Raw genomic sequence first — 22,723 nt, forward strand, 5'->3', positions numbered from 1 at the left:
GTCTTGAAAACTCAAGTGAGTCGATCAAGGCGCCTGCGCAGGCGCCGTGTCGCTCGCTAGCTTTGGGAATTGGGTTTGGTCTTGAGCTTGCCCAGCAGCTTGTCCAGGGATTTCTGGTTCAGCGCCTTGGCCAGCGGGAAGTCCGCAGGCATCAGCGAACCGGCCTGCGGGTCGAGGCAGTGTTCGACCAGTGCCTGCAAACGTTCCAGCAGGCGAGCGGGCAAACGGCTGTCGGCGTTCGGCGTGACGCTGTGCCATTGCACACGCAATATGCCGTCCTCCAGCCAAGCCACCACTTCACGGGCATGGGTCACTCGGTTCGCCGAGGCCACCTCCGGCGGCGGGGTCAGGCTGCTGGCGCGTAACCAGCCCGCTGGCGTTTGTTCATGCCCCAGGTAGTTGAACAGCACATCGCCGTGGCTGGCCGGCAACTCGCCGCGCTGGCGCAGCAAGCCGTAGCCCAGCCCCAGGCCGGGTACATCGCGCAAGGCTTGCTTGGCGTTGCGCACCTGATCACCCGCAGCGCCGCGGGCGTTCACCCGCAGTGGGTAGAGGGTGGTGAACCAGCCGACGGTGCGGCCGACGTCCAGCCCGGCAAATGGGGCGTCACGCCCGTGGCGCTCCAGGTCCACGACGATGTCGCTGCGCTGTTCGACCTCGGCCAAGGTCGCGGCGAGGGCGGCGATCAGCAGTTCTTCCGGTTGTGTGCGGTAAGCCGCATGGGACTCGGTCAGCCATTGGTGCGTGCGGCGGGCATCCCAGCGGGCCGAGAGGGTCTGGCGCTCGGCGACCGTGGCCATGGGCGGCGGGTTTGCAGAGGTTTGGGCACTCCAGTAGCGATGCTCGGTAGCAGCCTTGGCGGCATGGGCTTGCAGGTGCTCGGCCCATTGGCGATACGAGGTGGTTTTCGCCGGCAACGTCGGCTGCTCGCCACGTTCCAGGGCGCAATACAACTGTTGGAAGTCTTCCAGCAGCGGCGTCCAGGACACCGCATCGACCACCAGGTGATGGGCCACCAGGTACAGGCGCTGCGGTGTGCCTTCCAATAGGGCCGCGGCAAACAGCGGGCCGTGTTGCAGGTCCAGGCTTTGCGCGACGTGCAGCAATTGTTCCGACTGCTCGCAGCAGGTCAGTGGGGCCGGTGCCACCGGCGCGATGTGTGCCTGCCATTGGCCGTCGACGTGGGTGAAACGCAGGCGCAGGGCGTCGTGGTGGGCGACCAGCCGATCCAGTGTGGCTTGGACAATGGCCGGTTCCAGGCGACGGTCGCTGTCGGCGAGCACCGATTGGTTCCAGTGCGCGGCCTGGACCTGCTGCTGGTCGAAAAACCACTGGTGCAACGGCATCAGCGGCATCGGCCCGGTCACGTCGCCTTGTTCGGCCTGGGTCAGCAGTGCCGTGGTCACGTGAGCCAGGGCCGCCGGGGTCGGCGAACGGAACAGGTCCCGTGGCGTGAGCGAATAGCCCTGTTCCCGCAAGCGCGAGATCAGTTTCAGGCCAAGAATCGAGTCACCGCCCAAGGCGAAGAAACTGTCCGAGGTGCCGATTTCGCGGCCGCCGGTCAAGGTTTCGCCGAGCAGTTCGCCGAACAACTGACAGAGCAGGCGCTCCAGGTCATTGCGCGGTGCCGCGTAGTCTTTCTGGGTGTTTGGCAAGGGCAGGGCGGCCAGGGCCTTGCGGTCGATCTTGCCGTTGGTGCTCAGGGGCAGGGCCGGGATTTGCACCCACACCGCCGGTACCATGTAGGCCGGCAGCTCGGCCGCGAGCTGAATGTCGAGGTCCGACTGCGCGGTGCTGCTGTAGAACGCCACCAAGCGGTTGTCGATGACCAGGGTGCAGGCGCCGGTGATGGCCGGCAGGTTCAGCAGGGCTGAGTCGATTTCCCCCAGCTCGATGCGCTGCCCACGCAGCTTCACCTGATGGTCGAGACGCCCCAGGTACTCGATGTTGCCATCGGCCAGGAAGCGGCAACGGTCACCGGTGCGGTACAGGCGATCACCGTCCACGAACGGGCTGGCGAGGAAGCGTTCTTCGGTGAGGTCCGGGCGTTTCAAATAGCCGCGAGCCACGCCGACGCCGCCGATGTACAGCTCGCCGATGCTGCCAATCGGTAGCGGTTGCATGGCTTCATCGAGGATGTACAAGCGCAGGTTGGCGATGGGCTTGCCGATCGGCACGATCGTGTCGTTGGCCGAGCAGCGCCAGACCGAGACGTCGATGGCCGCTTCGGTGGGGCCGTACAGGTTGACCAGCGCCGCCGGGTGTTGGCCCATGAAGCGCCGCACCAGGTCCACCGGCAAGGCTTCGCCACTGGCGAATACCTGGCGCAGGCTGTGGCAGTTGACCAGGCTCGGCTCTTCGACAAAGGCCCGCAGCATCGACGGCACGAAGTGCAAGGTCGTGACCCGTTCCTGCTGGATCAACTGGCTGAGGTAGGCCGGGTCGCGATGACCGTCCGGACGGGCAACCACCAGGGTCGCGCCAGTGATCAGCGGCCAGAAGAACTCCCACACCGACACGTCGAAGCTGTATGGGGTTTTCTGCAGCACACGGTCGTTCGGGCCAATCGGGAAGGCCTCCTGCATCCAGTGCAGGCGGTTCATCAAGGCGCCGTGTTCGTTCATCACGCCTTTGGGTTGGCCGGTGGAGCCGGAGGTGTAGAGCACGTAGGCCAGGTCATTGGCCTGGACGCTGATCGGTTCTGCGACTTCAGCGTTTGGCAACGCATCCAGCGTCCAGGCTTGATGAGCGGCTGGCAGGCGCGACAGCCATTGCGCTTGAGTCAAGGTGACCTTGGCGTCGGCGTCTTCGATCAGAAAGGCCAGACGCGTGGCAGGCAGTTCCGGATCCAGCGGCAGCCACGCGGCGCCGGCATGGACGATGCCGAGCAAGGCCACGACCATCTCCACGGAACGCTCCATGCACAGCGGCACGATGCTGTCGCTGCCTACGCCGACGGCGCGCAGGGCCCGGGCGACGGTTTGCGCCCGCTGGTCCAGTTCGGCATAAGTCAGGCGCTGGCCTTCGAACACCAGCGCCGGGGCGTTGGGGCTCAGGGCTGCTTGCTGGCTCAGGGCGGTGTGCAGGTTGGTTGGGCCGCTGTAGTGACGTTCGGTGGCGTTCCAACGGTCGAGTTGTTGCTGATCCTGCTGTTGCGGGAACAGTTCGACCAGGGTGCCCCCAGGGGTTGCCACCAGGGCGTCGAGTAGCGCGCACCACTGCGCGCTCCAGCGTTGCATCGTCGCTTCGTCGTACAAGGCCGATTGGTATTCCAGCGCCAGCGTCATGTCGCTGCCGTCGTCCTGGACTTCCCAGCTCTGTTCGAACTTGGCGTCGATCACCGGCAGCATCTGCTCTTCGACGTTCAGCCCCGGCCATTGGCTGCTGTCGACGCGGCCGTAGTTGAGGGAGAACAGCACTTGGAACAACGGCGTGCGGTTCAAGTCGCGGTTTTGCGCGATGGCTCCGACCAGGGTGGCGAAAGGCAGGTCGGCGTGGGCCTGGGCGGCGCGTAGGTCGGCCTCGAGGCTGGTGAGCAGTTGCTCGGCCGGGGCCCGTTGGTCGACGTCACTGCGGATCACCAGGGTGTTGACCAGGCAGGCCAGCAGCGTCTGGGTTTGGGCGTGGTCACGTTGGTCCGCCGGGGTGCCGAGGCGAATCTCCCGCTGGCCGCTGTAGCGGGCCAGCAGCGCGCTCAGGGCTGTGGCCAGCACCACGTAGGTGGTGGTGCCGCGCTGACGGGCGAACTGTCGGATGGCTTCGGCGCGCTGGCTGCCCAGGCGGACAGTCAGTTGCTGGGCGCGACGGTCGGCTTCGGCGCCGCGTGGATGGTCGATGGGCAGGTCGAGTTGATAGTCCTCCTGGCCCAGATGGTTTTTCCAGTAGTCCAGGCTGTCGCTGCGCCGGGCTTGGGTGTCCGGGTGCTGTTGCCACAGGGCAAAATCGACGTAGTCGATCTCCAGCGGCGTCCAGGCAGGCGACTGCCCGTTGAGGCCGGCGGCGTAGGCCTGGGTCAGTTCGTCGATGAGCAACTGCATGGCCCAACCGTCGGTGGCGCTGTGGTGCAGGCACACCAGCAACAGGTTTTCGTCGCTGTCCTGGCGTTGCAGCAGGTGCGCACGCCAAGGCGCGGCGGAGGCCAGGTCGAACGGTGTCATCAGTTCGTCCTGGGCGTGGGCGCAGGTCGCTGCCCAGTCCTGGGTCGCAACGCGAGTGACCGCGAGCGCCGGCCCGTGGTCGTCGATCAGCAATTGCGGTTCGCCGTCGACGTCGACGATCCGGCTGCGCAGCACCAGGTGGCGCTGGCTGACTTGCGCAAAGGCCTGGCGCAAGACCTGGACCTGCAACTCGCCGCGCAAGGTCAGGGCAAACGGCATGTGGTATTCGCGGGACTCCGGCACCAGGCGGCTGAGCATCCAGAACCGGCGCTGGGCCAGACCCAGGGGCAATTGCGCCGGGCGCGGTTGTGCGCTGATCGATTCACCGGGCGTCGCCGCGCACAGATGCTCGGCCAGGGCCACGACTGTCGGTTGGGCGAACACCAGCGGCAAGGGCAGGGACACCCCCAGGCGCTCACGGACCCGGCTGACCAGGCGGGTAGCCAGCAAGGAATGGCCGCCGAGTTGGAAAAAGTGGTCCTCGATGCCGACGTCTGAACAGCCCAGCACCTTGCTGAACAGTTCGCAAAGCACGGTTTCAGTGGCATTACGCGGCGCGGTGCGTGGCTGGTCGCTTTGGCTGTGTGGCAGCGGCGTGGCGGCCAATGCCTTGCGGTCGAGCTTGCCGTTGCTGTTGAGCGGCAGGCGGTCGAGCTGCACGAACACGCCTGGCTGCATGTGCCCGGGCAGGCTGTCGCTCAAGTCGGCACGCAGGGTCGCTTCATCGGCGTCACCGCACCAGAAACTCACCAGGCGTTGGTCGAGCAACAAGGTGGCGGCGTCGCGAACACCGGCCTGGGCCAGCAGCGCAGCATCGATTTCACCCAGCTCGATGCGCTGCCCACGCAGTTTCACCTGATGGTCGAGACGCCCCAGGTACTCGATGTTGCCATCGGCCAGGAAGCGGCAACGGTCACCGGTGCGGTACAGGCGATCACCGGCCACGAACGGGCTGGCGAGGAAGCGTTCCTCGGTGAGGTCCGGGCGTTTCAAATAACCCCGGGCCACGCCGACGCCGCCGATGTACAGCTCGCCGATGCTGCCAATCGGCAACGGTTGCATGGCTTCGTCGAGGATGTACAAGCGCAGGTTGGCGATGGGCTTGCCGATCGGCACGATTGCATCGTCCGCCGAGCAACGCCAGACCGAGACGTCGATGGCCGCTTCGGTCGGGCCGTACAGGTTGACCAGCGCGGCCGGGTGTTGGCCCATGAAGCGCCGCACCAGGTCCACCGGCAGGGCTTCACCGCTGGCGAATACCTGGCGCAGGCTGTGGCAGTTGACCAGGCTCGGCTCTTCAACAAAGGCCCGCAGCATCGACGGCACGAAGTGCAAGGTCGTGACCCGTTCCTGCTGGATCAACTGGCTGAGGTAGGCCGGGTCGCGATGACCGTCCGGACGGGCAACCACCAGGGTTGCGCCAGTGATCAGCGGCCAGAAGAACTCCCACACCGACACGTCGAAGCTGTACGGGGTTTTCTGCAGCACACGGTCGTTCGGGCCAATCGGGAAGGCGTCCTGCATCCAGTGCAGGCGGTTCATCAAGGCGCCGTGTTCGTTCATCACGCCTTTGGGTTGGCCGGTGGAGCCGGAGGTGTAGAGCACGTAGGCCAGGTCATTGGCCTGGACGCTGATCGGTTCTGCGACTTCAGCGTTTGGCAACGCATCCAGCGTCCAGGCTTGATGAGCGGCTGGCAGGCGCGACAGCCATTGCGCTTGAGTCAAGGTGACCTTGGCGTCGGCGTCTTCGATCAGGAAGGCCAGACGCGTGGCAGGCAACTCCGGATCCAGCGGCAGCCACGCGGCGCCGGCATGGACGATGCCGAGCAAGGCCACGACCATCTCCACGGAACGCTCCATGCACAGCGGCACGATGCTGTCGCTGCCTACGCCGACGGCGCGCAGGGCCCGGGCGACGGTTTGCGCCCGCTGGTCCAGTTCGGCATACGTCAGGCGCTGGCCTTCGAACACCAGCGCCGGGGCGTTGGGGCTCAGGGCCGCTTGCTGGCTCAGGGCAGTGTGCAGGTTGGTCGGGCCGCTGTAATGACGTTCGGTGGCGTTCCACTCGCTCAGTTGGCGATGACGCTCGGCCGCTGGCAGCGGTGTCCAATCCCCGAGGCGGGTGTCTGGCGCGTCGAGCATGGTTTCCAGCAGTTGTTGCCATTGGTCCAGCCAACGCCGGGCGGTGGTTTCGCTGAACAGCGCGGCGCGGTATTCCAGCAACACCGACAGCACCTCGCCGTCGTGCACTTCCCAGTTCAGGTCGTACTTGGTGGCCTGGGCGGTCACCGCGCGTTCGCTGACCTGCAATTGCGGCCATGGCTGGTTCGACGAGTCGGCGTTCTGCATGGCGAACAGCACTTGGAACAGCGGCGTCTGACCGAGGCTGCGGGAAGGTTTCAAGAGCTCGACGACCTGGTCGAAAGGCACGTCCTGATGCTGTTGGGCATCCAGCACACGGTTGCGCACCTGATTGAGCAAACCTTCGAAATCCAGCGCTGGATCGAGGTCGGCACGCATGACCACGGTGTTGACGAAGCAACCAATCAGCGGCTGCAGTTCGGCGAATGGACGCTGGGCCACCGGGCTGCCGACCCGCACGTCGCGCTGGTTGGCGTAGCGGCCCAAGAGCAATTGCGCGGCACCGAGCATGAGCATGTACAGGGTGGCACCGCGTTGCTGGGCAAACTGCCGCAGGCGTTTCACCAGGGCGGTCGGCAATTGCAGTTGCACCGCGCCGGCCGCCGGGGCGAGCTGGTTTGGACGGCCCTGTTCGGTCGGCAGGTCCAGCAGGTAGTCGCCGTCCTCCAGTTGGTTGCGCCAGTATTCCAGTTGGCTGCTGAACGCGGTCTGTTGACCGGGCTCGCGCTGCCAGAGGGCGTAATCGGGGTATTGCAGCGCCAGCGCCGGCAGTGCCGCCGGAGTGCCTAGGCACTGGGCGGTGTAGCACTGGCGCAGTTCATCCAGCAGGTTCTGGCTGGAGGCGTCATCGGTGGCGCAGTGGTGCACGCTGAGCAACAGCAACGACTGGACGCCGCCGCTGCGTTGCAGCAACGTGGCCCGGACCGGCACTTCGGCGGCGAGGTCGAAACGGCGGCCGGTTTCTGCGTGGATCGCCGCGTCGGTCAGTTGCTGCCACTGCTCGTCGCTGGCGGCCTGCAGTGGCGTGACTTGCAAGGTGATAGCGACTTGCGGTTCGACGATCAACGCCAACTCGCCGTCGGTATCGCGCACGATGCGGCTGCGCAGAATCTCGTGGCGCTGGACCACGCTGTTCAGGGCTGATTGCAGGGCCTGGACGTTGAGTTCGCCGTCCAATTGCACGGCACTGACCACGTTGTATTCACCACCGCCGGCGCTCAGTTGTTCGAGGAACCACAGGCGTTGCTGTTCGAACGACAGCGGCAGGCGGGCGGGCCTTGGCACTCCAGTCCAGGTGGAGGCTGGAGTATCCAAGGGATCGCCGAGCAGGCTCGCGAAGGCAGACAGTGTCGGGTTTTCAAAAAGACTACGCAGTGGCGGCACCCGAGTGAACCGTTGACGCAAGCGGGTAAACAGCATCGCGGCCAACAGCGAGTGACCGCCAAGGCTGAAGAAATTATCGTGGACGCTGACATCCGGGCGTTCCAACACTTCGCAGAACAGCCTACTCAGCACCGCTTCGGTGGCGTTACGCGGTGCCACATGAGGTTGGCTGTCGTCGATGTTTGGCAGTGCGGTAGCCGCCAGGGCCTTGCGGTCGAGCTTGCCGTTGCTGTTGAGCGGCAGGTTATCGAGCTGCACGAACACGCTTGGCTGCATGTGCGCGGGCAGGCTGTCGCTCAAGTCGGCACGCAGGGTAACCTCATCGGTTTCACCGCACCAGAAACTCACCAGACGCTGGTCCAGCAACAAGGTGGCGGCGTCGCGAACACCGACCTGCGCCAGCAGCGCAGCGTCGATTTCCCCCAGCTCGATGCGCTGGCCGCGCAACTTCACCTGATGGTCGAGACGCCCCAGGTATTCGATGTTGCCATCGGCCAGGAAGCGGCAACGGTCACCGGTGCGGTACAGGCGATCCCCGGCTACGAACGGGCTGGCAAGGAAGCGTTCCTCGGTCAGGTCCGGGCGTTTCAAATAGCCGCGAGCCACGCCGACTCCGCCGATGTACAGCTCGCCGATGCTGCCAATCGGTAGCGGTTGCATGGCTTCATCGAGGATGTACAAGCGCAGGTTGGCGATGGGCTTGCCGATCGGCACGATCGTGTCGTTGGCCGAGCAGCGCCAGACCGAGACGTCGATGGCCGCTTCGGTGGGGCCGTACAGGTTGACCAGCGCCGCCGGGTGTTGGCCCATGAAGCGCCGCACCAGGTCCACCGGTAAGGCTTCACCGCTGGCGAAGACCTGGCGCAGGCTGTGGCAGTTGACCAGGCTCGGCTCTTCAACAAAGGCCCGCAGCATCGACGGGACGAAGTGCAGGGTGGTGACCCGTTCCTGCTGGATCAACTGGCTGAGGTAGGCCGGGTCGCGATGCCCGTCCGGGCGGGCGACCACCAGGGTCGCGCCGGTGATCAGCGGCCAGAAGAACTCCCACACCGACACGTCGAAGCTGTACGGGGTCTTTTGCAGAACACGGTCGTTCGGACCAATCGGGAAGGCCTCCTGCATCCAGTGCAGGCGGTTCATCAAGGCGCCGTGTTCGTTCATCACGCCTTTGGGTTGGCCGGTGGAACCGGAGGTGTAGAGCACGTAGGCCAGGTCGTGAGCTTCGACGCTGATCGGCTCTCCAACTTCAGCGTTTGGCAACGCATCCAGCGTCCAGGCTTGATGTCCGGTTGGCAGGCGCGACAGCCACTGCGCCTGGGTCAAGGTGACCTTGGCATCGGCGTCTTCGATCAGGAACGCCAGGCGTGCAGCCGGCAATTCCGGGTCCAGCGGCAACCACGCGGCGCCGGCATGGACGATACCGAGCAAGGCCACGACCATCTCCACCGAACGCTCCATGCACAGCGGCACGATGCTGTCAGTGCCCACGCCGGCGGCGCGCAGGGCCCGGGCAACGGTTTGCGCCCGTTGATCCAGTTCGGCATAGCTCAGGCGCTGGCCTTCGAACACCAATGCCGGGGCGTTGGGGCTCAGAGCTGCCTGTTGGCTGAGCGCGGTGTGCAGGTCGGTTGGGCCGCTGTAGTTGCTTTCGGTGGCGTTCCAGTCAATCAGTATGTGCTGACGTTCCGCAGAACTCAGCAGAGGCCATTCGGCGATTGGCCGTTGCGGTGTTGCGATCATCCCCTCAAGTAATTGCTCCAGGCGCGTCAACATTTGGCGGCCGCTGTCGGCGAAGAACAAATCCTGCGCGAACAACAGCTCCAGCCGAATCGGCGCATTGGCCGGGCACAGCACGTGCAAGTCCAAGTCGCATTCGGAGTGCCGCAGTGGCGTGTCCAGGGCTTCGAATTCCAGCCCGGGGAAGCGCAACCGCGACTCCATGGCCAGTTGCTGGGCGACCATCACTTGGTACAGCGGTGCATGGCTGAGGTTGCGTGGCAGTTGCAGGCTGTCGACCAATTGTTCGAACGGCAGGTCCTGATGCAGCAAGCCATTGCGCAGACGCTCGGCCACTTGTTTGACCAGGGCGGTGAAGTCGGCTTGCGGCTCGAAGTCCGCGCGAATCGCCAGGTTGTTCAACAGAATGCCCAGCAGGCCTTCGGTGCCCGGTTGTTCCCGATGGGTGACCGGGGTGCCGACCAGCACCGTGGCATCGCCGCTCAAACGGTGCATCAACACGGCAAAACCTGCGAGCAGGACGGTGAACGGCGTGGTGCCGAGGCGACTGGCAAAGGCGTGTACCCGGCCACTGAGGTCGGCGCTGAGTTCTCGCTGCACGATCCCGGCGCGGTAGCTTTGCACCGAAGGCCGTGGATGATCGGTGGGTAAGGCCAGCAGTGGGCTGGCGTCGCTGTCGCGCCGGTCCAGGGTGGTGGTCCAGTAATCGAGCTGGCGCTTGAGTTCGGCGCCTTGCAGGTGTTCGCGCTGCCAGAGGGCGAAGTCGGCGTATTGCAGTGGTAGGGCCGGCAGTTCGGCCGGTGCGCCGTTGCAACGGGCTTCATAACCCAGGGCCAGTTCGCGCAGGGCGATGGTGGCCGACCAGGCGTCCGAGACCAGGTGATGCAGGGCGATGCCGAGTACGTGCTCGCCCGGCGCCAGGCGCAGCAAACGCGCACGCAGCAGCGGTGGGCAGGTCAGGTCGAACGGTTGCTCGAAGGTGTCTTGCAGGGCATTGAACTGCGCGCCGGCGCGGGCGGTGGCGGTCAGGCCCGACAAGTCTTCGAAGGGCAGCGCGATGTCCAGTGCTGGGCTGATGCGCTGGCATGGCACGCCGTCGGTGCTGTGGATGCCGGTGCGCAGTATTTCGTGGCGCGCCAGCAGGTCGTTCAGGCTGGCGTGCAGCGCTTCGACATTGAGTTCACCCTTGAGGTGCAGGGCGAACGGGATGTTGAACAGGGTGGTGCCCGGCGTCAGTTGCTCGATGAACCACAGGCGCTGTTGCGAGAACGACAGCGGCAGCAACGTCGGGCGTGGCTGGGCCTTGGGCATGCTGAGCGCATTGGCTTGCGGTGCGGCGGCCTCGGCCTGGCGGGCGGCGATGGCCACGGCCAGCAGGGCCACGGTCGGTTGTTCGAACAGCACCCGCAGCGGCAGGTCCAGTTTGAACTGGGTACGCAGGCGAGCGACGATCTGGGTCGCCAGCAGCGAGTGTCCGCCAAGGGTGAAAAAGTTGTCTTCCACGCCCACCGTGTCGCGCCCCAGGACCTCGGCCCAGATGGACGCCACCGTAGTTTCCAGCGCGTTGCGCGGGGCGATGCTCTGCTGGGTGTCGGCCTGCCAGTCCAGCTCGCGGGCGGCGAGGGCCTTGCGGTCGACCTTGCCGTTATTGTTCAGGGGCAGTTTGTCCAGGCCGACGAAGGCTGCCGGCACCATGTACGGCGGCAGTTGCGCCCGCAAGTGTTCGCTCAGGCCGTCGCTGCCCTGGGTCTCGTCATGGGCCGACCAGTACGCCACCAGCCAGGCTTCGCCGACGGTGTTTTCCCGCAGCAGGACGGCGGCTTCGCGCACGTTCGGGTGCTGGGCGAGACGGTGTTCAATTTCCGTCAGTTCGATCCGGTGCCCGCGCAGCTTGACCTGCTGGTCGCGGCGGCCGAGGTATTCGATCACCCCGTCCGCACGCCAGCGTCCCAGGTCACCGGTGCGGTACAAGCGACCTTCGAGTTGAGGGTGGTCGATAAACGCCTCGGCGGTGCGTTGCGGGTCGTGCAGGTAGCCGCGGCCGACGCCGACGCCACCGACACAGATTTCCCCGGCCACGCCCACCGGCACCGGGCGCAGGGCTTCGTCCAGCACATACAGGCGGTTGTTGGCGGTCGGCTGGCCGATGGGCATGTGGCTGACCTCGGCCCCTGGTGCTTTGAGGATCGGCTGGAAGGCCACGTCGTCGGCGCATTCGGCCGGCCCGTAGGCGTTCATCAGGGCGATGTCGGGGAAGCGGGCGAACCAGTCCCGGGCCACGGTCGGCGGCAGGGCTTCACCGGTGGGCAGGACCCAGCGCAGGTCCGGCAGTTGCAAGTCGCACGGGCACAGCGCGAGCACGGTGCGCATCAGGCTCGGGACGATTTCCAGCACGTTCAAGCGCTCGCTGGCGAGCTCTTGCAGCAGGCGTTGCGGGTCGTGGGCGACTTCATCTGGAAGAATGTGCACGGTGGCACCGAGCACCGGCGCGGCGAGGAACTGCCACACCGAAATGTCGAACGCCACCGAAGCGGTCTGGGGAATCCGGTCGTCGGCGCTGAGCCCCAGGGCCGGCACCTTGCCGAAGATGTTGTTGAGCATGCCGCGCTGTTCGATCATCACGCCCTTGGGCGTGCCGGTCGAACCCGAGGTGAACAGTACGTAGGCCAGGCTATCGGGGCGGGCGAGCACCGGCAGTGGCGCGTCGTTGCCAGACGCCCAGCAGGCCTCGGCGAACAGCGCCGCGGGCGCTTGGTCGAGGCCGCTGAGCAATTGATCGAGCAGGCCGCTGCAGACTTCGCTGGCGACCAGCAACGGGGCGCGGGACAGTCCGAGGATTTCCCGCAGGCGCTCGGGCGGGTGATTGACTTCAAGGGGCAGCATCGCGGCGCCAGCCTTGAACACCGCCAGCATCATGGTCAACAGCGCCAGGCCACGAGGGGCCGCCAGCGCGACCAATTGATCTTCACCGGCGCCGGCTTCGCGCAGGGCGTGGGCCAGGCGCGTGGAACGCAGGTCGAGCTCGGCGTAGGTCAGCGACTCACCGGCGCAGATCGCGGCGACCTGATCACCGCGCTGGGCGACCTGGACGGCAAACAGCTCGGCGTAGCTTTGATCCAGCGGAAAATCGTGGGGGTTGAGCGCCCATTCACCCAGCAACTGTTGGCGTTCGTCGGCGGCCAGCAGTTCGAAGCTGGCCAACGGCGCATCGGGGGCGGCGAGCATGCTGCGCACCAGGCTGGTGATGTGGCCCAGCAGGCGCTGCACAGTGGCGGCCGCGAAACGTTCGCGGTCATAGGACACGCGGATGCCCAACTGTTCGCCCGGCAGGATCACCACGGTCAAGCCGTAGTGAGTGTGCACGCTGTGGTCCATGCCTTCGAGGCTGAATTGGAAACCGCCTTCGAGGATCTGTTCGTCGATGGGCGCGTTTTCGAACACCAGGATGCTGTCGAACAGGGTCTCGCCCCGGGGGAAATCGCTCCAGCCCTGGATGTCGGTCAAGGGTGTGTGCTCGAAGTCGCGCATGTCGACGTTGAGCTTCTGCAGGTCGCCCAGCCAATTGCCGAGTGAGGCGTTCGGGTCCACGCAAACCCGCAGCGGCAAGGTGTTGATGAACAGACCGATCATTTCCGCGACGCCGGTCAGGTCGGCCGGACGCCCGGCCACGGTGACACCGAAGACCACGTCCTGTTGCCCGCTGTAGCGCGACAGCAGCAACGACCAGACGCCCTGGAAAAACGTGTTCGGCGTGATCCGGCGACTGCGGCAGAACGCCGCCAGCGCTTGGGTTTCCTGCGCGTCGAGGTGAATCAGTTGGTCGTCCACCAGCACCGCATCGGTGTAGCGGTCGCGGGTCACGCCGTTGTCCACGGTCAGTGGCGTTGGGGCGTTGAGACCTTGCAGCTGGCCGCGCCAGAATTGCTCGGCCTTGCTCGCATCCTGGCGTTGCAGCCACTGAATGTAATCGCGAAACGGTCGAGGGCTTTTCAGTTCCGGCGTACGGTCGTTGCACAGCGCTTCGTAGACTTTGAGGAAGTCCACGGTCACCAGGGAAATGCACCAGGCGTCCATCAGGATGTGGTGGAAGCTGCGAATGAATTCGTAGGACTCGTCAGCCAGGCGCACCAGCCGGAAGCGAATCAGCGGTGGCTTGGACAGGTTGAAGCCGACTTTCTGCTCGTCTTCCAACAAGGTGCGGATCCGCGCTTCCTGCTCATGGGGGGCTAGCCCGCGCAGGTCGAGAGTATCCAGCGGCACCTTGACCTGGCGGTGGATCACCTGCACCGGTTGCTTCTGGCTTTTCCACTGGAAACTGGCGCGTAGGGAAGGGTGCAGCGCCACCACCTGGCGCCACGACTCGAGGAACGCCTCTTCATCGATGGCCCCACCGATGCGGTAGCGATCCTGCATCAGGTACACACCGGAGTCTTCGTGCAGCAAGGAGTGGAACAGCATCCCTTGTTGCAGCGGCGACAGCGGGTAAATGTCTTCGATCGGGTTGCCGGTGGTTTTTTCGGTGGTCATTGAAAGCGTCCTGCGTAAAAAGGGGCAACGGTGATGGCGGGGCGACGGGAGGAACCGTTCACAGGTCGGCCTCGTCCAGTTCGGCCATCAGTGCTTGCATTTCGTCATCGGATAGGCCCGACGCGCTGAACTCGGTGCTGTCGGCTTGGGGCTCGGCGGCGCTCGGATCCAGCGGTTGCGCGACCTCGGCCATGGCTGCGATGGTCTGGCGTTCGAAGACTTGCTTGGCCGACAGCGCAATGCCTTGCTCATGGGCCTGGGCCACCACTTGCAGGCTCAGGATCGAGTCGCCGCCGATGGCGAAGAAGTTGTCGGTGACGCTCACCGTCGAGAGCTTCAAGACCTTGGCGACGATCGCTTGCAGGGTGGTTTCCATGGCGTTGCGCGGCGCCACGTGGGTGCTTTCGTCGAACTGATCGGGGTCGGGTAACTGGCGGATGTCGAGCTTGCCGTTGGGCGTGCGCGGAAAGCTCGCCAAGGTCAGCACCAGGGCCGGCACCATGTACGATGGCAGGCGTTCACCGAGGAAGCGCTTGATCGCTTCCGAATCCGGCGCGTAGCCATGGGCGGCCAGGACGTAGGCGAGCAGGCGTTTACCAGCGGCCTGTTCCTGGACGATCACCGCGGCTTCGCGCACGTCGCTGTGGCTGCACAACTGGCGCTCGATTTCGCCCAGCTCGATGCGGTAGCCACGCACCTTGACCTGATGGTCCTTGCGCCCGAGGAACGCCAGGCGCCCGTCGGCCAACCAGCACGCCAGATCACCCGTGCGATAGGCACGGGTGCCGTCGGCCAGGGTGACGAAGGCCTTGGCGGTTTCTTCGGGCTTGTTGCGATAGCCGAGGGCCAGGGTCGGGCCGGCGAGGACGATTTCACCCGGTTCGCCAATGCCGCAGGCGCTGTCGAATTCGTTCAGCAGGCGCAGGTCCATGCCGGCAATGGGGCGGCCGATGCTGACGTTCCGGCCCGGCTCCAACACCTCATAGGTGGCCCAGACCGTCGCTTCAGTGGGGCCGTATTCGTTCACCAGCCGGGCGTGTGGCAGGGTCTTGTTGTGTTGCGCGATCAGTGACGGTGGGCAAGCCTCGCCGGCGACGATCCAGCAGGCGAGGCTGTCGGTTTCCCCGCTGCGCTGCAATTGATCGAGTAGGGCCTGGTACAGCGACGGCAAGGATAGGCCATGGCTGACCTGATGCTGGGCAATTAACTGCGCCAGGCGGGCCATCTCCAGCTCTTCACCCGGGGCGGGCAACACCAGGCGTCCGCCTTGGGCCAGGGTCCAGAAAATCCCGGCGACCGAACTGTCGAAGGCAAACGACGACAACAGCAGGTAGGCGCGCACCGGCGTCTCGTAGGCCGCCATGCGCACCTGGGTCGAGAAACTCAGCGCGCCGTGGCTGATTTCCACAGCTTTTGGCGCACCGGTCGAGCCCGAGGTGTAGATCAAGTAGGCGAGGTCGTTCGCGTCTGGCAACGGCAGTGTTGGCAAATCGCCGAGGTCCGGCGTTGCCAGGTCATCCAGCACGAAGCGTTGCAGGTGGGCCGGCACGCTGTCGGCCAGTTCGGCGCTGACCACGATGTGGGCGATGGCGCTGTCGGCGAGCATGTAGGCGCGGCGGTCGGCGGGGTAGGTCGGGTCGATTGGCACGTAGGCGCCACCGGCTTTCAAGACGGCGAGCATGGCGACAATGGCCGCGTTGCTACGGGCGAACAGGATGCCGACGGGCACCCCGGGACCGATGCCGGCGGCGACCAGTCGATGGGCCAGCTGCGTGGCGCAGGCGTCGAGGCGGCCGTAGCTCAGGTCGCCGTCCTGGTCGCTGAGGGCGATGGCGTTCGGTTGCTGGCGAACCTGGCGGGCAATCAACTCCACCAGTGTCACTGGTTCGATGGACGGTACGCTCGCGCCAGTGCCGATCAGTTGCGCTTGCAGCGCGCCACCCAGGGGCAATTGGGCCCAGGCCCGTTGTGGTTCGGCGAGGGCACCTTGCAACAGTTGCAGCCATTGTTCGGCGAGGCAACCCGCGGCCTCGGTGCTGAGGGCATGGCGGTCGTAGACCAGCTGCGCGTGCAGGCTGTCGGGCAATTGGCGGACGTTCAGGCACGCTTTCAGCGGGTTCATCACCGCACTGGCCTGACGCTCCCGGGCATCGCCCGAACGCCAGGCAAAGGCGTATCCGGCATCGAGGGTGCCGGTGTAATAGTCCTGCCAGCCGACCGCCCGTTCCAGGGTGGCGGCCACTTGCGTGCTTTGCTCCAGCAGGGTCGCCTGGGCATCCAGTGCGATGCTCACGGGCAGGCATTGCTCGAACAGACCCAGGGTGTTCTCCAGTTCCGCGCCGCGACTTTCATGGATCAGGGTGAGCGGCACCTGTTGCTGGCCGGCCAGTCGTCCCAGCACCGCTGCCCATGCCGTCAGCAGCAGCTCCGGGGTCAGGGCCGGGTGGCGGGCGAGGTCGGCCGGCAGCGCCAGGTCCAGTCGGGTCGGCGCAAACCGGCCTTCGAGGGTCGCTTCGAGGGGCAGTTGCAGGGTGGCCTGTTCGGTTTCGTCCGAGGGTTTCCAGAAGCTCACGCCCGGATGGTCCGGCGCGTCTTCAACCAGGCTCCAGCGCCATTCGGCGTAGTCGGCGTATTGCAAGGTGTCGGACAGGTCCGTGGCGTTGTCTTGCAGCAATGCACCGGCCAGCCATTTCAGGCTGGCGAGGTCGAAGTGGCTGCTGGCTGCCGCCAGGTCCAGGACCGTTTGTTCATCGGACAGGCGTACCAGGGTCACGCACAGGGGCGCCGTCCAGTCGCGGGGCTGGTCGACGAGCCGGGTCAGCGCGGCGTCCTGGTCGGCGCGGCTGTGTTGGCGCAGGTCCTGGAGGTTCACCGCCAACGCAGCGGTTTCGTCGATCACCTGCACCGGGTGACGCAAGCCGGGCACGGGCATCAGGCGCGTGCGCAGGATTTCACTGCCGGCCACCAATGCCTGCAGGCGCTTGTTCAAGGCATCGACGTCCAGCGGTTGCGACAGCGACCATTGCAAATGGCTGCTGAATGGGTGCTGCGTCGCGCCGTTGATGTGGGGGTAAACCGATGCCTGTTGCGGCGAAATACGAAAACCTTGAAGTCCGCTCATGTTCATCTCGACTGGAAAAGGGCTTGAGCCTGATCACCGCACAGACGCCGGGCTTGCTGGACAGGGGTCGGGCAAGCCTCCTGCGAACGGCGGGTGGCCTCGTTGAATGTCAGACGGCAACGTCGCTCGACAGCAGGGCTTCGGCCATGCCGGTCATGATGGCGCGCTTGCCGGTGAAGGGTTCACGACCGTGCACAGCGAGCATGTTGTCGATGAACAACACGTCCCCCTGTTGCCAGCTAAACCGCACCAGCGAGTCGAGGTAGGCCGCGCGTAGCGATTCCAGGACCTGCGGTTCGATGGGTTCGCCGTCGCCATAAAAAGTGTTGGTGGGCAGGTCGAGGTCGTTGAAGTTGCTTTGCAGAGAATCGCGGATCCGCCCGGGCAGGGTGCTGATGTGGAAGAACGTGGCGTGGTTGAACCAGACCTCTTCGCCGGTGCGCGGGTGGCGCACCACGGCCGGCCCGCGTTGGCGGGTGCGCAGGCGATTGTTGTCTTTCCATTCCACTTCGATGCCGACGCTGGCGCAGTAGGCTTCCACTTCGCCACGGTCCTCGGACTGGAACACGGTCTGCCACGGCAGGCCGAAACCGTCGCCGTAGTTGCGCACGTACAGCACGCCTTTTTCCCGGAACCGCGCTTCGATCTGCGGGCTGATCCTGGCCTTCACGGCGCGGGTCGAGCCAATGGGTGTTTCACCACCGGTCTCGGACGGCAGTTGGCAGTAGAAGAACAGTCGCAGCGGGAAGCGCGGCGAGTAGGAGTGTTCGTTGTGGGGAAAAATCATCTGGTCGGCCGGGTAGTCGGTCGAGGTGTAGATGTTGCCGCCGACCCGGGTCCGGGGCGAGGCGCGGAACATGTATTCCAGCGCGCCGGGGGAGAGGGCGGTGATCACCTGGTCGAATTGTTCCACGGACGCGACGTTGAAGCCGCGAAACAACAGGGCGCCGTATTGCAGCAGTTTCTTTTCCAACGACTCGCGTTCCCGGGCCGCCCAGGCGACCAGATCGACACCACTGACCGCGGGTTCGATCACCAGGGGCAGGGCGTGGTCCGGGCTGAGCAGGCGCTCGGTCACCAACTGTTGTTCCGAGACGTTCATGGCTTTGCGACGCACTGCACCGAGGGCGCGTGGCGATGGGGGCACGATAGACATAATTGCATCCGACTCGGTTAAAGGGACAAGGAGCGACGTTTGGCTTGCATCATCTGGCTGCGACCGGCCAGCGCCTGGGACTGTTGTCGCTCACGGGCAAAGGCTTGGTCCCAGCTGTCGATGCGCTCGGCCAGCGCCGGCAACGGCTCGTCCAGCAGCGTGTGTAGTTGTTCCAGCAGGCACGTCCACAGGTGTTGCAGACGCAAGGCTCGGCCCTGGTCGAAGTATTCGCCGCGATACTTGAGGGTCGCGGCGAGGCCATCGCTGCCGTGCACGAGGTCGAGCACCAGGTGGAAATCCCCCGGTGCCTGGGCCACGTCCAGCGCGCTCAACTGCGCGCCGGCGATGGCGGTCGGCGCCACCCGTGACGGTTGATAGTTGAGCTTGACCTGGAACAGCGGCGAGTGACCGGGCCGGCGCTGCGGCGCCAGAGCCGAGACCACCAGGTCGAAAGGCAGGCCTTGATGGGCATAGACCAGGCGCGCTTCATCGCGAACCCGCTCCAGGAAACCGGCCACGGTCGGTTCGCCGCGCAGGTCGCAGCGCAGGGTCAACTGGTTGACGAAGAAACCGATGACGTCGTTGTGCTCTGCCAGTGGCCGGCCGCTGACGTCGGTACCCAGCAGGAACTGCTGCTGGCCGCCCAGTTGCTTGAGCACCAGTTGGTAACTGGCCAGCAACAGCATGAACAAGGTCATGCCTTGCTCGCGGGCCAACGCTGCCAACTGTTCGCAGCTGGCCTGGGGCACGTTGAAGTCCAGGCTGTGCTCGCCCGGGGCCTGGCCGCTGCCACCCAGTTCCAAGGTTTGGGGCAGGCCGGCCAGGTGTCCGCGCCAGAAGTCCTGCTCGGTGGCGATCCGCTGTTCGCTCCAGTGCCGGGCCTCCCATTGAGCGAAATCGAGGTATTGCCCTGGGAGCGCGGCGTCCGCCGACCCCGCCAGTTCCGCCAACAATAGTTGCGCCGAGCGCCCGTCGAAGGCGATGTGGTGCAGGGTCAGCAGCAGGTCATGCTGTTGGTCAGGACGGCTGAGCAACTGTGCCCGCAGCAGCGGGCCGGCTTGCAGATCGACCGGGGTGGCGTGTTCGTCGGCCAAGCGTTGGCTCAGCGCTTGTTGTTGCTGGGCTTCATTGTGCTCACGCAAATCATGATGGACCAGCGCTACCGCTGTGGCCGGCAATACCTGTTGTTGCGGGCCATCGACACCATCGCGGTACACCGTGCGCAACACGCCATGCCGCTCGACCAGCGTGTTTAACCGCAGGGTCAGCGTCTCGATGTCCAGCGGACCTTGCAGGCGCAGGTGCAGCACCAGGTTATGACGGGTGTCGTCCGGGTTCAGTTGGCGCAGGAACCACAGGCGACGCTGGGCGAACGATTGATGCCCCTGGCTGAGGTTGGCCTGCTCGGTCGAAGCCTCGGCCGTCGGCACCGCCTCATTCAGGAAGCTTTGCAGGGCCAGTGCCCATTGCCCGAGGGTGGTGTCCCCGAACAGGCTTTGGGTATCGAGGTTCCAGCCCAGGTCCTTGTGCAGGCGCGCGGCAAAGTCGGCCACGCCGATGGAATCAAGGCCCTGGCCGATCAGGCTGAGGTCGAAGTCGGCGGAAAAATACGGGTTGACCTCGCGCAGCGTCTGTTCCAGCCATTGGCGGCAGGCCGCTTGGGCCTGTTGCGACGTTTCGGTCGCCAGGCGCTTGAACTCGGCAAGGTCAAGGGCTTCGCCGTTCGAGGCGAGCGTTCCACCGCTCTGGGCGATGATGCTCAACGTGCCTGCGGCCAGCTGTTTACGTGCGCCTTGACGGGCGATCTTGCCGCTGGTGGTCATCGGGATGGTGCCGGCTTGCACCAGCACGATCTGGTCGATGCCGCAGTCGGCGGCTTCGCGCACGGCGTTTTGCATCGAGGCGAACAGCGCCGGGTGATGCGCCGGGTCGACGAACTTGCGTTGCGGCTCGGCGACAATCACAAGCTTCTCGCGGCCCAGTGCCGGGTCCATTTCCGAGAAGGCGGCGATGCGCCCGGTGCGGATGCCCGGCTCGGCGTCGGTAATGGCGAATTCGATGTCGTGGGGGTAGAGGTTTCGCCCATTGAGAATCAACAGGTCCTTGAGCCGTCCGCAGATGACGACCTGGCCTTGGTGCATGAAGCCCAGGTCGCCGGAGCGCAGGTAATGTTCCGATGAGCCGGCAATCCGGGCTTCAAAGGCTTCGCGAGTGGCTTCGGGATTCTTCCAGTAGGATTCGGCGTTGCTCGGGCCTTTGAGCCAGACTTCGCCGATGCGATCGGCGGCGCATTGCTCGAAGGTCTGTGGGTCGACGATGGCGATGCTGTGCAAGGCTTGCGGGTAACCACAGGCGACGAACTCCACGGCGGCGGCATCGGTCGCCGCCAGCGCCACGCGGCCGGTTTCCAGCACGGCCTTGTCCAGGCGCAGCACCACCGGCAGCGCGTCGGCCGGTGTGGCGCTGACACACAGGGTCGCTTCGGCCTGGCCATAACCGGGGCTGATGGCCAACGGGTTCAGGCCACAGGCGGCAAAGCGCTGGGCGAAGGCTTCCAGGGTGCCGGGGTGGATCGGTTCGGCGCCGTTGATGGCGTGTTTCCAGGCGCTCAGGTCGAGCTGCGCGATCAGGTTGTCGCTGACCACGCGGTTGCACAGGGCATAGGCGAAGTTGGGGGCGAAACTGGCGGTGGCGCGGTAGCGACTCAACGCTTGCAACCAGGTCGACGGCGCATTGACGAAGGTCTGGGAGGCCATCAGGTAGCACGGCATGCCGCTGTAGAGCGGGGCCAGCATACCGCCGATCAGGCCCATGTCGTGGTACAGCGGCAGCCAGTTGACCATGGCGCCGTGCTCGTCGAAGGCGTAGGCCTGGCGCATCAGTTCGACGTTGGCGATCAGGTTGCGCTGACGCACCTCGACGCCTTTTGGCGAGCCGGTAGAGCCCGAGGTGTATTGCAGGAAGGCCACCGTTGAGCCATCGATGGCCGGACGCTGCCACTGGCTGGCCGGTGGCGTGCCCAGGTCCTGGACGGTCAGCACATCGACCCGGCCCTCCACCAGTTCCAGCAAACCTTCGCGATAATCCGCCGGGGCGAAAATCAGCGCCGGTTCGGCATCCACCACCACGTTGCGGACGCGGTCGAGGTGACGCGGTTTACGTGACGGTGGCGGGAACAACGGCACCGCGATCAGGCCGGCATACAGGCAGGCACAAAACGCGCGGGCGTAGTCGAGGCTGCTGGGCAGCATCAACAGCACGCGATCACCCGGGGCATAACGCGCTTGCAGCGCGGCCGCCAAGGAGCGGGATTGTTCGTGCAACTGGGCAAAAGTCAGGGTTTCGCCGATCTCTACGCCGTCCGGCAGAAAATGCAGGGCAGCACGCAGAGGGAAGTGCTGGGCGTTGGCTTCCAGCACGTCGATCCAGTGTTCGAAAGAAAACATGTGCAATTCACGCCATGGCCACGATGACTTTGCGGTCACCGGTGAAAGGATTGCGACCGTGTGCCACCAGTCGGTTGTCGAGCATCAGGATATCGCCGGGCTGCCAGGGAAAACTGATGGCCGTCTCGCGGTAGACCTCGCGCACGGTGTCGAGCATGTCGTCGGCAATCGGCGAGCCGTCGCCGAAATAGACATGGCGCGGCAGGTTCTCTTCGCCCACCGCCGCCAGCAGGCTGGCGCGTACGCTGGGTTCGATGGCCGAGACATGGAACAGGTGCGCCTGGTTGAACCAGACCCACTCACCGGTTTCGGGATGCTGCTGCACGGCGGCGCAACGCTGGCGGGTGCGCAGGTCGCCATCGGCTTTCCATTCCCACTCGATGTCGTTGTCCTGGCAGTAGCGTTCGACCTCGGCACGGTCCTGAGTGTTGAAGACTTTTTCCCAGGGCAGGTCCAGGGCGCCGCTGTAGTTGCGTACATAAAGCAGCTCGCGGCTGGCAAACAGCTCGCGGATCTCGGCAGGCATGCGCTGGTAGATCAGGCGGCTGTCGGCAATCGGGGTTTCGCCGCCGGTTTCGCTGGCCTTGATGCAGTGGAACCAGATGCGCGAAGGCCAGGGGCGGGTGTAGGCCTGTTCGTTGTGCAGCGGAATGAATTGATGGGCCGGGTACTCGGTGGAGCTATAGACCCCGGCGAAGACTTTGCTGCGCGGCGTGGAGCCGAATTCGTAGCTGGCCAGCGGCGCGCCGAAGCTGGCGGCGAAGCGCTTGAAGTCGATGGGGGTGGCGACGGTGAAGCCACGGAACAACACGCCGCCCACCGTAGTCAGGACCTGGGCCAGGCTGTCGCGAATCGAAGCGTCCAGGTCATGGATCGACTGTCCCGACGTCCCCTGCACCAGCACGGGTAGCGATTGGGCGCTTGCATCCGTGGGCGCCATTGAAAAAAGCTCGGAACGCCCGTTCAGGTGTTCGATTGAGGTCATCCTTGTGCATCCTCTTATAGCGTCTTCGACCAGTCACACGACCATGAAAGCAAGGCAGCGGTCAGCGAT

5 protein-coding genes are annotated in these 22,723 nt (G+C 65.2%); all 5 read right to left on the reverse strand.

Annotated elements, in window-relative coordinates:
• Positions 1 to 56 precede the first annotated feature (56 nt).
• The 5 genes from AB4N80_RS17740 to AB4N80_RS17760 all read right to left on the reverse strand — a co-directional run bounded on the left by AB4N80_RS17740 (position 57) and on the right by AB4N80_RS17760 (position 22,654).
• Positions 57 to 13,946 carry a non-ribosomal peptide synthase/polyketide synthase gene (locus AB4N80_RS17740; protein WP_460090437.1) on the reverse strand — a complete coding sequence of 4,630 codons (13,890 nt, stop codon included), beginning with the start codon at positions 13,944 to 13,946 and terminating at the stop codon, positions 57 to 59.
• Between the two features lie 58 nt (positions 13,947 to 14,004).
• Positions 14,005 to 17,067, reverse strand: coding sequence for a non-ribosomal peptide synthetase (locus AB4N80_RS17745; protein ID WP_460078102.1), 3,063 nt, complete (start codon positions 17,065 to 17,067; stop codon positions 14,005 to 14,007).
• A gap of 109 nt (positions 17,068 to 17,176) precedes the next feature.
• On the reverse strand, positions 17,177 to 18,223 hold the full coding sequence (locus tag AB4N80_RS17750; RefSeq protein ID WP_460078103.1) for a TauD/TfdA family dioxygenase: 1,047 nt from the start codon (positions 18,221 to 18,223) through the stop codon (positions 17,177 to 17,179).
• Positions 18,224 to 18,240: 17 nt separating this feature from the next.
• Entirely contained in the window at positions 18,241 to 21,669 is a 3,429-nt protein-coding gene (locus AB4N80_RS17755; RefSeq protein WP_460078104.1) for a condensation domain-containing protein, read from the reverse strand.
• A 7-nt stretch (positions 21,670 to 21,676) separates the two neighbouring features.
• Positions 21,677 to 22,654 (reverse strand): TauD/TfdA family dioxygenase, encoded by a 978-nt coding sequence (locus AB4N80_RS17760; RefSeq protein ID WP_305467295.1) that lies wholly within the window; start codon positions 22,652 to 22,654, stop codon positions 21,677 to 21,679.
• Positions 22,655 to 22,723: the final 69 nt, after the last annotated feature.

It is taken from the genome of Pseudomonas sp. H3_A02 (genome assembly GCF_054671965.1).

What these genes read in the sequence shown, in the direction of transcription:
- AB4N80_RS17740 (WP_460090437.1), bottom strand. Translation starts at nt 13,946, where the DNA reads ATGACCACCGAAAAAACCACCGGCAACCCGATCGAAGACATTTACCCG.
- AB4N80_RS17745 (WP_460078102.1), bottom strand. Translation starts at nt 17,067, where the DNA reads ATGAGCGGACTTCAAGGTTTTCGTATTTCGCCGCAACAGGCATCGGTT.
- AB4N80_RS17750 (WP_460078103.1), bottom strand. Translation starts at nt 18,223, where the DNA reads ATGTCTATCGTGCCCCCATCGCCACGCGCCCTCGGTGCAGTGCGTCGC.
- AB4N80_RS17755 (WP_460078104.1), bottom strand. Translation starts at nt 21,669, where the DNA reads ATGTTTTCTTTCGAACACTGGATCGACGTGCTGGAAGCCAACGCCCAG.
- AB4N80_RS17760 (WP_305467295.1), bottom strand. Translation starts at nt 22,654, where the DNA reads ATGACCTCAATCGAACACCTGAACGGGCGTTCCGAGCTTTTTTCAATG.